Source organism: Ventosimonas gracilis, assembly GCF_001580025.1.
GTDB lineage: Bacteria > Pseudomonadota > Gammaproteobacteria > Pseudomonadales > Pseudomonadaceae > Ventosimonas > Ventosimonas gracilis.
Genome location: NZ_LSZO01000059.1, coordinates 29,460 through 41,862 on the forward strand (window position 1 = coordinate 29,460; position 12,403 = coordinate 41,862).

The following is a 12,403-nucleotide window of genomic DNA, read 5'->3' on the forward strand; positions in this document are numbered from 1 at the left end:
AAGGGTATCTCTCCCCTACCCTGCAGGCGGGCGAGGGGGTTAGGATTAAAAGCCCGTTATACATTGCGCACTTGTCCACTGATGGCGTGCCGGTGGTTGTGATGGTGCGTATAAACGGCCAGTTCACCGAACAGTTCGGCATAGGCAGGCTCCAAGGTAATCTGTGCCGGATGACCTGTACAGCAAACATGGCGGTTTAAGCAAACCACCCAATCGGTACTGTGCATGACCAGATGCAGGTCGTGCGAGACCATCAGCACGCCGCACTGGTAACGGTCGCGCAGACGGCTGATAAGGCGGTACAGTTCGGCCTGCCCATTCACATCAACACCCTGTACCGGCTCATCCAGCACCAAAAGCTGCGGTTCGCGCAGCAGCGCCCGCGCCAGCAGCACACGCTGCAATTCACCGCCGGATAGCTGGTGTAGTGGGTTGTTCGATACGCTCACTGCGCCCACTTCGTCCAATGCAGTTTGCGCTTTATCTCGGGTAATCCCCGGCAACAGCCGCAAAAAATCCAGTACAGATAATGGAAGATTGGCATCCAGATACAGTTTTTGCGGCATATAGCCAATACGTAGCCGCGGCTTGCGCTGCACCTGTCCTTGAGCGGGTTTAAGCAGCCCCAGCACCACGCGCACCAACGTGGATTTGCCCGCGCCGTTGGGGCCAATCAGCGTGACGATTTCCCCGGCGCGAACGCGCAAGGCCACCTTATCCAGCACCGTTTTGCCGTTAAAGGCGTGGGTTACGCCATCCAACTGAACCAAGGGCATCAGCGCGGCACCTTTATCCCCTCCCCGTTCCCGCAAGCGGGCGAAGGGAGTAAAGGCGTTTTGCCAGGTATCAGGCCCTGCAAGTGGCACACAGACCTGAGACTTCTACCGTTTGCTGCTCGATGGCAAAACTAAAGGACTGCGCGGCAGCGGCAATGGCTTGGTGGATGCTACCTTGCTCCATCTCCATCACGCTGTGGCAGTTGCGGCAAATAAAGAACTGACCGGCGTGATGGTGCGGTGGATGCGAGCAGCCGATAAAGGCGTTAAGCGAAGCAATGCGGTGCACCAAGCCGTTATCCAGCAAAAAGCCCAAGGCGCGGTAAACGGTGGGCGGCGCTGCGCGGCGACGGTCGGCCTCGCTTAACACGGCGAGAATATCGTAGGCACCGAGCGGTTTTTCGCTGCCCCAAACCAGCTCCAGCACGCGGCGGCGCAGCGTGGTTAAACGCGCCCCGCGCTGTGCGCAGAGTTGCTCGGCGGCGGCGAGATTGCTAGACAAACTGGGAGGGCGCGTAGCATTCATAAACGAAACTGGCGGTAGAGGGTGAAAAGACGCTATCTTATAACATTTGCCGCTGCATGAAGTCCCTCGCCTTGTTTCGTTTACCACTGGTTTTTTTCAGCCTGTTACTGGCGCTAAGTGCCCACGCCAAGGTGCGCGTGCTGACCAGCATCAAGCCGCTACAGTTGATTGCCGCCGCCGTGCAGGACGGCCTTGGCACGCCCGATGTGCTGCTGCCGCCCTGGGCCTCGCCGCACGCCTATGCGCTGCGCCCGTCTGAGGTGAGGAAAGTCGCCGAAGCGGATTTGTTCTACTGGATTGGCCCAAACCTTGAAAACTTCCTGCCGCGCGTGCTCAGCAGCCGCGATAAAGCCAGCATAGCCGTGCAGCAGCTTGCTGGCCTTGAGCTGCGCCAGTTTGCCGCCGATGGAAACAGCAACGCCGATGCCAACCATCGCCCCGGCATGATCGATGCCCATCTGTGGCTGCTGCCCGCCAATGCGCGGGTGATTGCAGGGCGCATGGCCGCCGATTTGGCCGCGCTCGACCCCGCCCATGCGCCGCGCTATCAGGCTAATCTTGCGGCTTTTAGCGAACGTCTTGATACCCTCGATAAGCGCCTGTCCGGCGAGTTAAGCGCCGCCGAAGGCCGGCCGTTTTTTGTCTTCCACCGCGCCTTTGACTACTTCGAGGCCGCTTACGGCCTCAAACACGCAGGGGTTTTCAGCATTGCGCTGGAAGTCACCCCCGGCGCGCGCCAAGTCGCCGCCATGCGTGAACGCTTGCAGCAGGCAGGAGCTGGCTGTGTATTCTACGAACCACCCATGCGCCCGCGCTTGGCCGAAACTTTGATCGCCGGACTGCCGCTGCGCCTTGAACCCTTAGATGCGCTGGGCAGTGCGATTAAAGTCAACGCCCGCGGCTACGAAACGCTGATGGAAAACCTGAGCCGCGACTTGACGGGCTGCCTTTTGCGCTCATAACCGAACAAAAGACTATGGATCATCGAACCGCCGTTATCATCCTCGCCGGATTTTTGGGCGCGGGTAAAACCACCTTGGTTAACCGCCTGCTCAGTGCGCCCGATATGGACGGATCGGCCGTTATCGTCAACGACTTTGGCGCACTCAATATTGATGCCGAGCGGCTTGGCGAAGCCAGCAATGCCGTCTACAGCCTGCAAAACGGCTGCATCTGTTGCAGCGTACAAAATGACCTGCTCGCGCAGCTTGAAAGCCTTGCCAGGCGCAGGCCACAACTAAAACGCATCCTGATTGAATGCTCCGGTGTTTCCGACCCCGAGCGCATTATCCAGACGCTGGCCTACCCGCGGTTAAAACAGCTATTACGGCTGGACGGCGTGATCACCCTGGTCGATAGCAGCCATCATCTAACCTTGGAAGGCGACTACGCCCGCCTTGCCCGCGCCCAAACCGCCGCCGCCGATGTATTGCTGCTCAATAAAACCGACCTTGCCAGCGCCGCGCAACTTGACGAGCTGCGCCAACGCTTTACCCGGCAAAACCCACGCGCCCTACTGCATGAATGCGTGCAGGCTGAACTTCCGGACGCACTCTGGCGCACGCCCCGTCATGACGAACCATCCGCCAGCGAAACCGCGCACAGCCACGCAAAGGCACACAGCGAACTGTTTAGCAGTTGGCATTGGCAAAGCGCTGGCCGTTTCGACAGCACCCGCCTGCGCCGATGGCTTGCCGAGCTGCCCGCCGCACTTTTACGCCTCAAAGGCTTGATACGTCTGGATAACGAGGCTCGCCCGTTCTGGCTGCAACAGGTAGGCGGACGCTGCGAATTTCATCCAGCCCAGCAAAATGAACAGCCCATGCACTTGGTTTTTATCGCGCAAAGTGACTTTAACGGACAAAATACCTTAATCAACAAACTGGAAAGTTGTTTACTTGAGACCTAAAAGAACTTACATCAAACTGATTTTGGCATTTTTGGCATTGCGCCCTTGACCAAATAGCGCGGCAAGCCCGTCCTTGCTGGGTCGCGCATCAGTGCGGTGTTTGTTGTTCGGTGCTTTTCAACGGGTTCGTTTTGTGGTGCGCCTCAGCACCCCAGGAGACCGCTAATGGAAGATATTCAGGCATTCGCGCAGCAAGTGTTTGCCAGCCAGCCCTTCAGTCGTTTCATCGGCGCAAAGCTGACTGCCTGCACAGGCGACAGCGCACAGCTTTCCCTCACCATCGAAGATCACCATCTGCAGCAGCACGGTTTCGTGCATGGTGGTGTCATCAGCTACTTGGCCGATAACGCCATCACCTTCGCAGGTGGTATCGCTTTGCGGGGCAACGCGCTGACGGCTGAATTCAAAATCAACTATATCCGCCCTGGCGTTGGTCTCAGGCTTATCGCCAACGCTCAGGCACGCAGCACTGGAAAGCGGATGGCCATTTGTCAGTGCGAGATATACGCGGAGGATGGAGAGAGCCGCAAGCTTTGTGCCTTGGCTCAGGGAACTGTCGTCCCCGCAGTCTGAATTCGATCCGATTCGTTTGACCAGAGGAGCAAAACGTTAAGCCTTGGCGGCCTACTTAACGGCAGCCAAGGCGGTGTTGCAAGGAGGAACTTAAGCCAGTTCTGAGAGGCACTCGCCAACGATGGAAAGGCCCTGCTCAAGCTGTGCATCAGGGATGGTCAGCGGCATCAGGAAGCGGATCACGTTGCCGTAAACCCCGCAGGACAGCAGGATAAGCCCCTTATCGCGGGCGCGTTCGACCAGCTTGCCCGCGAGCGCGGCATCGGGCTTGCTTAAATCGCCGTTCTCGAACAGCTCCATTGCGACCATTGCGCCCAAGCCGCGCACGTCGCCTATGACCTTGTGCTGTTTGCCAAGCTCGCGCAGACGGTTTTGCAGGGTCTGCCCCAAATCCTTGGCGCGTTGCAGCAGGTTTTCTTCGTCAAAGACTTTAAGCACGGCGAGCGCGGCGGCGCAGGCGATCGGGCTACCGGCGTAAGTGCCGCCCAGCCCGCCCGGAGCGATGGCATCCATGATTTCGGCCTTGCCGGTCACGCCGGCGAGCGGGAAGCCTCCGGCGACCGATTTGGCGAAGGTGGTTAAATCCGGCACCACGCCCAATTGCTCGCAGGCGAAGAAGCTGCCGGTGCGACCTGCGCCGGTTTGCACTTCATCGGCAATCAGCAAAATACCGTGGCTGTCGCAGAGTTTGCGCAGTCTTTGCATAAAGCTTGCCGAGTTGACGTAGAAACCGCCCTCCCCTTGCACCGGTTCGATGACGATGGCGGCAATGTCCTTGGCATCGGCATCGGTTTTAAAGATGCGTTCGATGCTGGCAATGGAAGCATCCTCACTGATGCCGTGCAGCGCACAAGGCGCAAGCGCGCGGTACACGCCGCCCGGCATCAGCCCCATGCCTGCCGCGTAGGGTGCGACCTTGCCGGTTAGCGCCAGCGTCATCATGGTGCGGCCGTGATAAGCGCCGGTAAAGGCAATCACTCCGGCGCGACCGGTAGCGGCGCGGGCGATTTTGATGGAGTTTTCCAGCGCTTCGGAACCGGTGGAAACCAGCAGGGTTTTCTTGGCGAAATCGCCAGGTACCCGTTTGGCGATTTCTTCGCACAGGGCGATATAAGGCTCGTAGGCCAGCACCTGAAAGCAGGTGTGCGAGAGTTTGCCCAATTGCTCTTGTACGGCGGCAATGACTTTCGGGTGCAGATGGCCGCTGTTAAGCACGGCAATGCCACCAGCAAAGTCGATGTATTCGCGCCCATCCACGTCCCAAACCGTGGCGTTCTCTGCACGTTCGGCGACAATCGGGTGAATTTGCCCAACGCCACGGGCAACCGTGGCATGGCGGCGTTGCAGCAGGGTTTGGTTGTTATTGCTCATAGTTTTTCCTTTGATGGCCGCTATCGCGGCGCGAAGCTCACAGGCGGGCAAAAGCGCGGCATACGCTTATCGACCGTTTTTACCCGCCGCTGCCTCAGTTTGATCAGCCGCTGTTACGGCTTTAAAGCGAAGCGCCGCGTGCTCTTTCACGCCTTGCTTCGCGAGTGATTTAGATGCTCAAGCACAGGTATTTGATTTCCACATAGTCTTCAATGCCGTACTTGGAACCTTCGCGGCCAAGGCCGGAGGCTTTGACCCCGCCAAAGGGCGCGACCTCATTGGACATCAGCCCGGTATTGATGCCGACCATGCCGTATTCGAGCGCTTCAGCTACACGAAATACCCGCGATAAATCCTTGGCGTAGAAATACGAGGCCAGACCAAACTCCGTGTCATTGGCCATCTGGATAACCTCTGCCTCGTCTTTAAAACGAAACAGCGGCGCGAGCGGGCCGAAGGTTTCGTCCTTGGCGACCAGTGCATTTTTCGGCACATCCACCAAAATCGTGGGTTCAAAGAAAGTGCCGCCCAAGGCATGCGGTTTGCCGCCGCTGACGACTTTCGCACCTTTGGCGGTGGCGTCGGCGATATGTTCTTGCACCTTGGTGACCGCTTTTGCGTCAATCAAAGGACCGGTGGTAATGCCGTCATCCAAGCCGTTGCCGATTTTTAAGCGGGCAATGGCGGCTTGCAGTTTTTCCACAAACGCCTCATAGACCGCATCTTGCACATAGAGGCGGTTGGCGCAAACACAGGTTTGCCCGTTGTTGCGGTATTTGGAGATTAACGCGCCTTCGACCGCCGCATCCAAATCGGCATCATCAAATACGATAAAGGGCGCGTTGCCGCCGAGTTCCAGCGAGACTTTTTTAATGTCCTTGGCACATTCGGCCATCAGCTGACGGCCTACGTCGGTTGAGCCGGTAAAGCTCAGCTTGCGCACAATCGGGTTGCCGGTCAGCTCACCGCCGACAGCGGCCGCGCTGCCGGTGACGACGCTAAACACGCCCGCCGGAATACCCGCTCGTTCAGCCAATTCCGCCAGCGCCAGCGCCGAATAAGGCGTTTGCGAGGCGGGTTTGACCACCATCGTACAACCGGCGGCAAGCGCAGGCCCGGCTTTACGGGTAATCATCGCGGCCGGGAAGTTCCACGGCGTGATGGCGGCGGTGACACCAATCGGCTGCTTGATGACAATTAATCGTTTGTCTGCCATATGCCCGGGGATGGTATCGCCGTAAATGCGTTTGCCTTCTTCGGCGAACCATTCCAAAAAGGAGGCGGCATAGGCAATCTCGCCACGCGATTCGGCCAAGGGCTTGCCTTGCTCGCAGGTCATCAGGCGGGCTAAGTCTTCTTGATTTTCGAGCATCAACTCAAACCATTTGCGCAAACGGGCACTGCGCTCTTTAGCGGTCAGCGCACGCCAAGCGGGCAAGGCACGTTCGGCGGCTTCAATCGCACGGCGCGTCTCGGCACCGCCCATTTTCGGCACCGTGCCCAAGGTTTCGCCGGTCGCTGGATTATTGACGGAAATGGTTTGTCCGCTGTCGGCATCAAGCCAAGCACCATCGATATAGGCTTGCTGGCGAAACAGGGATTGATCTTGTAATTGCATAATTGCTCCTTTTAAGAAACGGCCATCCAAAACGGGCGGCGAACTGAATGCTTGTGCTGTGCTTCAAGCCGCACATCATGATTGAAATGCTGTAGACGCTTCAAGTGAAAAGCCAAGGTATGGATTTACTGCCCTTTTAACAACCATTCACTGAACTTTTCATCCAACATTGCGCCGTAATCCGCCCAAAAATCGGTATGGATATGAAGCCCTACTTGGGTATGCGTGGCCGGCAAAAAGGGCAGCAGGTCAGGCGCGGCAAGCAGGCTGGATGAGCGGCGCGGCGAGCTATAGCCAATATCGGCCATACCGGACAGCGGCGCAGTCGAGGTGGCAAAGGCAATAAATTGCAACGCCGCCTCGCGCCGTGGCGAGCCTTTGGGGATGGCGAAACGGTCAAAGCCGTAAACATTGCCGTCCCAGACAATCACAAAGGGTTTGCCGTCTTGTTTGATCGCGTTGTAAATGCGCCCATTGACCGCCTGCACCATCACCGCGCCGCCGTCGTTTAAAAGCTGCGGCGATTGCGACCAGGATTCAAACCAGACAATGTGCTCGCGGATGCTATCGAGTTTGGCAAACACGCGGGCAAGCCCCTGCTCGGTTGCCAGCACTTGATAAACCTTATCGCGCGGCACGCCATCAGCAAGCAGCGCCCACTCCAGCAAGGTCGTGGCGCGGCGCTGGAAGGCGCGTTTACCAGGGATTTTTTGTACGTCAAACAGGTCGGCCAGCGTTTTTGGCACGACCTTGCCGATAGTGTCCCGGTTATAGGCAAATACGGTTGAGCCAAGAATGGTCGGTACGCCGCAGGGCGCAAGGCTGCCCTCAATAAAGTCCGCCGTGGCCTGTGTACCATCCGGCGCGCTCGACAGTTGCTCGGGGTCGATAATTTCCAGCAAGCCTTCCGAACAGGCGCGTTCGAGGTCAGCCTCTTCAATGGTGACAACATCCCACATCACTTTTCCTGCCGTAACCTGCGCCTTGATTTCGGCGAGGCCGCCGCTATAAGCACCAGGCAGCACTTTATGGCCGCTTTGTTGTGCAAACGGCGTCGCCATATGCCGCTGGATCACATCGCCATAAGCGCCGCCAAAGGTCACCAAGTTAATGCTTTCTTGCGCCGCCAGTGGACCGCTGCTTATCAGTAAAGCCGCGGCCAAGCTGAAAAAGGGATTTTTCATAAGGGGTCTCCTTGGATTTGTTATGCCCGCCGCCATTGAAGCACAGTCAAACCAATAGTGCCGATTTGTCGCAAAACTCGCCCTTGAAGCCGCTGCAAATACCCACCATTTATCAGAGAAATTTCCACTACTTTTCTGAAATTTGAGGAAAACGCCATGCGCACAGACCGTTTGACCAGCAAATTGCAACTTGCGCTTGCCGATGCGCAGTCCCTCGCCATTGGCCGCGACCATAGCGCCATTGACCCGCTGCACCTGATGCAGGCGCTGCTGAATCAGCAAGGCAGCTCGATCAAGCCGCTGCTGTCGCAAGTCGGCTTTGACCTTGGCGCACTGCAAAAAGCGCTGGATAACGCACTCGATGGCTTGGGCAAACTGCAACATCCCACCGGCGATATGAACCCGTCGCAGGACTTGCTGCGCCTGCTGAATCAGGCCGACCGTCTCGCGCAAAAGCAAGGGGATCAATTTATTTCCAGCGAGTGGGTGCTACTCGCCGCGTTAGATGAGAGCACTCGTCTCGGCAAACTATTGCTTTCGCAAGGCGTGACAAAAAAAGCGCTGGAAAACGCCATCAACCATCTGCGCGGTGGGCAAAGCGTTAATGACCCGAATGCCGAAGACGCGCGTAAAGCGCTGGACAACTACTGTACAGACGTGACCCGCCGCGCCGAGGAAGGCAAGCTCGACCCGGTGATTGGCCGCGACGATGAAATCCGCCGCACCATTCAAGTACTGCAACGGCGCACCAAAAACAATCCGGTATTGATTGGCGAACCCGGTGTCGGCAAAACCGCGATTGTCGAAGGACTGGCGCAACGCATAGTCAACGGCGAAGTGCCGGACGGTTTAAAGGACAAACGCCTGCTCTCGCTCGATATGGGCGCGTTGATTGCCGGAGCCAAATTTCGCGGCGAGTTTGAAGAACGCTTAAAAGCCGTGCTGGCCGAACTCGCCAAACAAGAAGGCCGGGTGATTTTGTTTATCGACGAAATTCATACCGTGGTCGGTGCAGGCAAGGCCGAAGGTTCGATGGACGCGGGCAATATGCTCAAACCCGCGCTCGCCCGCGGCGAGCTGCACTGCGTCGGCGCCACCACGCTGGACGAATACCGCAAATACATTGAAAAAGACGCAGCCCTTGAACGGCGCTTTCAAAAAGTGCTGGTGGATGAACCGGACGAATCGGCCACCATCGCCATTTTGCGCGGCCTGAAAGAGCGCTACGAAGTGCACCACGGCGTCTCCATCAGCGACAGCGCCTTAATTGCCGCCGCCCACTTAAGCCAACGCTATATCAGCGACCGCCAGTTGCCGGATAAAGCCATCGATTTAATCGACGAAGCGGCCAGCCGTATCCGCATGGAAATTGACTCCAAGCCAGAAGCGCTGGATAAGCTTGAGCGCCGTTTAATCCAACTGAAAATCGAGCGTGAAGCGCTGAAAAAAGAGCAGGACGAAGCGGCCAAACAGCGCCTTGCCAAACTGGTCGAAGACATCGACAAGCTGGAGCAGGACTACGCCGATCTGGAAGAAATCTGGAAGGCCGAAAAAGCCGGAGTGCAGTCCACCGCGCAAATCCAGCAGCAAATCGAGCAAGCGCGCGCCGAGCTGGACGCGGCGCGGCGCAAGTCCGACCTCGCGCGCATGGCCGAGCTGCAATACGGCGTGATCCCCGATTTGGAGCGCCGCCTTGCCAGCGGAGAAAGCGCAGGGCAGGCGCCGGGTCAACTACTGCGCAATAAAGTCAGCGAAGAAGAAATCGCCGAAGTGGTCTCCAAATGGACCGGCATTCCGGTTGCCAAAATGCTCGAAGGCGAACGCGACAAACTACTGAAAATGGAGCAATTATTGCACCTGCGAGTGATTGGGCAAAATGAAGCCGTCACCGCCGTTGCTAACGCCGTGCGCCGCTCGCGGGCAGGTCTTGCTGACCCGAATCGCCCGAGTGGCTCCTTCTTGTTTTTAGGGCCAACCGGCGTCGGCAAAACCGAACTGTGCAAAGCGCTGGCTGAGTTTTTGTTCGACAGCGAAGACGCGCTGGTGCGTATCGATATGTCCGAGTTTATGGAAAAACACGCCGTCGCCCGCTTGATTGGCGCACCGCCCGGCTATGTCGGTTATGAAGAAGGCGGCTATTTGACCGAAGCGGTACGGCGCAAGCCTTATTCCGTCGTCTTGCTGGATGAGGTCGAAAAAGCCCACGCGGACGTATTTAACATCCTGCTGCAAGTGCTCGAAGACGGCCGCCTGACCGACAGCCACGGGCGCACCGTGGATTTTCGCAACACAGTGGCGGTGATGACCTCCAACCTGGGTGCAGTGCGCATTCAGGAACTCGCAGGCGACAAAGAGGCGCAGCGCGCGGCGGCGCTGGATGCCCTATCGGCGCACTTTAGGCCGGAATTTATCAACCGTATTGATGAGTTGGTGGTGTTTGAACCCTTGGCTTGGGAGCAGATTGCCGGCATCGCCCGCATCCAGCTTGATCGCCTCTGCAAACGTTTAGCCGAACGTGATTTAACCTTGGAATGCTCCACCGAAGTGCTGGATAAACTAGTCCTCGCCGGCTACGACCCCATCTACGGCGCAAGACCGCTTAAACGCGCCATCCAGCGCGATTTGGAAAACCCACTGGCAGAGCAAATCCTCGCCGGAAAATTCCAAACAGGCAGCACCATTAAGGCAACAGTGAAAGACGGGGATATTCTCTTTGCCTAAAACACCGCAGCAGCCCGCAGGGCGGGGCAGATTTGTGCGCCGCGGCGTGACTCGCTTATTGCTGCAAATCTGGCTTCGCCTTCGCCACGTTTGAAACGGGAACAAAGCCTAGTTAATTAGCCGCTTAAATGCCACACTTAATCTGACCGGCTTCTGTTTTTCCGTTCTCCAAGAGGTATAAAAGTTTAGACATGACCGTTATTCGCCAAGAAGACCTGATAGAGAGCGTTAAGGATGCGCTGCAATTTATCTCCTACTACCATCCGCTCGATTTTATCGAAGCCATGCACGAGGCTTGGCAGCGCGAACAGTCGCAAGCCGCCAAGGACGCCATGACGCAAATTCTGGTCAACTCGCGCCTGTGCGCCACCGGCCACCGCCCGATTTGCCAGGACACCGGCATCGTCACCGTATTTTTGCGAGTGGGCATGAATGTGCGCTTCGCTGATGCCAGCATGAGCCTTGAAGATATGGTCAACGAAGGCGTGCGCCGCGCTTGGCTGTTGCCGGATAACCCGCTGCGCGCCTCCATCCTCGCAGACCCGGCAGGCAAGCGCAGCAATACCAAAGACAACACGCCCGCCGTTATCCACTGCCGCTTGGTGCCCGGCGATACGCTCGATGTGCGCATTGCCGCCAAAGGCGGCGGTTCGGAGAATAAATCCAAGCTCGCCATGCTCAATCCATCGGATTCCATCGTCGATTGGGTACTTAATACCGTGCCGCAAATGGGTGCGGGCTGGTGTCCACCCGGCATGCTGGGTATCGGCATTGGCGGCACGGCAGAAAAAGCCGCGCTGATGGCCAAAGAAGTGCTGATGGACCCTATCGATATTCACCAGTTGCAAGCACGCGGCGCACAAAACCGCACGGAAGAACTGCGTCTGGAACTGTTCGACAAAGTCAATCAACTCGGCATTGGTGCGCAGGGTTTAGGCGGCTTAACCACGGTTTTGGACGTCAAAATCATGGACTACCCGACCCACGCCGCGTCCCTGCCGATTTGCATGATTCCCAACTGCGCCGCCACCCGCCACGCGCATTTTGTGCTGGACGGCAGCGGCGCGGCGCAATTAACCCCGCCGCCACTTTCCGCCTACCCGCAAATCGTCTGGGAAGTCGGCCCCGGCGCAAGGCGGGTCAATCTCGATACCATCACCCGTGAACAGGTGCAATCCTTCAAACCCGGCGAAACCCTGCTGTTATCCGGCAAACTGCTCACCGGCCGCGACGCGGCGCACAAACGCCTGGTCGATTTACTGAATAAAGGCGAGCCGCTACCGGTGGATTTAAACGGACGCTTTATCTACTACGTAGGCCCGGTCGACCCGGTCGAAGGCGAAGTAGTAGGCCCGGCAGGTCCTACAACCGCCACACGCATGGACAAATTCACCCGCCAAATCCTGGAAAGCACCGGCCTTTTGGGCATGATTGGCAAATCCGAACGCGGCCCTGCAGCGATTGAAGCGATTAAGGACCATAAAGCCGTCTACCTGATGGCCGTCGGCGGCGCGGCTTACTTGGTCGCCAAAGCCATTAAACAATCGCGCGTGCTCGCCTTTGCTGAACTCGGCATGGAAGCGATTTACGAGTTTGAAGTTAAAGATATGCCGGTTACCGTTGCCGTCGATAGCTTAGGCACTTCGGTACACAACACCGGGCCTGCGATTTGGCGGCAGAAAATCCAGGAAAACCTGGCGCATGAAATCACGGTTTAAATCGCCA

General features: G+C 57.5%; 10 protein-coding genes. 5 read left to right on the plus strand and 5 right to left on the minus strand.

Annotated elements, in window-relative coordinates:
- Positions 1-56 precede the first annotated feature (56 nt).
- Both znuC and AXE65_RS03345 read right to left on the minus strand, forming a co-directional pair.
- Positions 57-776 carry a zinc ABC transporter ATP-binding protein ZnuC gene (gene znuC / locus AXE65_RS03340; RefSeq protein WP_068388080.1) on the minus strand — a complete coding sequence of 240 codons (720 nt, stop codon included), beginning with the start codon at positions 774-776 and terminating at the stop codon, positions 57-59.
- Positions 777-846: 70 nt separating this feature from the next.
- Positions 847-1,302: a Fur family transcriptional regulator gene (locus AXE65_RS03345; RefSeq protein ID WP_068388082.1), complete on the minus strand. Its 456-nt coding sequence runs from the start codon at positions 1,300-1,302 to the stop codon at positions 847-849.
- A 56-nt stretch (positions 1,303-1,358) separates the two neighbouring features.
- On the opposite strand from AXE65_RS03345, the gene AXE65_RS03350 reads away from it, so the two are divergent.
- The 3 genes from AXE65_RS03350 (at position 1,359) to AXE65_RS03360 (ending at position 3,784) form a co-directional block, all read left to right on the plus strand.
- Complete coding sequence (locus tag AXE65_RS03350; RefSeq protein WP_068388085.1) at positions 1,359-2,264, plus strand: zinc ABC transporter substrate-binding protein; 906 nt, start codon at positions 1,359-1,361, stop codon at positions 2,262-2,264.
- Positions 2,265-2,278: 14 nt separating this feature from the next.
- The gene (locus tag AXE65_RS03355) at positions 2,279-3,211 is read left to right on the plus strand and encodes a CobW family GTP-binding protein (RefSeq protein ID WP_068388088.1); all 933 of its coding nucleotides are present in this window, start codon (positions 2,279-2,281) and stop codon (positions 3,209-3,211) included.
- Positions 3,212-3,376: 165 nt separating this feature from the next.
- Positions 3,377-3,784, plus strand: coding sequence for a PaaI family thioesterase (locus AXE65_RS03360; protein ID WP_068388090.1), 408 nt, complete (start codon positions 3,377-3,379; stop codon positions 3,782-3,784).
- Between the two features lie 90 nt (positions 3,785-3,874).
- On the opposite strand, the gene gabT is transcribed toward AXE65_RS03360, so the two are convergent.
- The 3 genes from gabT to AXE65_RS03380 all read right to left on the minus strand — a co-directional run bounded on the left by gabT (position 3,875) and on the right by AXE65_RS03380 (position 7,957).
- Entirely contained in the window at positions 3,875-5,155 is a 1,281-nt protein-coding gene (gene gabT / locus AXE65_RS03365; protein ID WP_068388093.1) for a 4-aminobutyrate--2-oxoglutarate transaminase, read from the minus strand.
- 169 nt (positions 5,156-5,324) lie between these two features.
- Complete coding sequence (gene gabD, locus AXE65_RS03375) at positions 5,325-6,773, minus strand: NADP-dependent succinate-semialdehyde dehydrogenase (protein WP_068388100.1); 1,449 nt, start codon at positions 6,771-6,773, stop codon at positions 5,325-5,327.
- 125 nt (positions 6,774-6,898) lie between these two features.
- Positions 6,899-7,957 (minus strand): ABC transporter substrate-binding protein, encoded by a 1,059-nt coding sequence (locus AXE65_RS03380; protein ID WP_068388103.1) that lies wholly within the window; start codon positions 7,955-7,957, stop codon positions 6,899-6,901.
- Positions 7,958-8,113: 156 nt separating this feature from the next.
- Between AXE65_RS03380 and clpB the strand changes: the two genes are divergently transcribed.
- Entirely contained in the window at positions 8,114-10,678 is a 2,565-nt protein-coding gene (clpB, locus tag AXE65_RS03385; RefSeq protein WP_068388106.1) for an ATP-dependent chaperone ClpB, read from the plus strand.
- A 191-nt stretch (positions 10,679-10,869) separates the two neighbouring features.
- Positions 10,870-12,396, plus strand: coding sequence for a fumarate hydratase (locus AXE65_RS03390; protein WP_068388109.1), 1,527 nt, complete (start codon positions 10,870-10,872; stop codon positions 12,394-12,396).
- Positions 12,397-12,403: the final 7 nt, after the last annotated feature.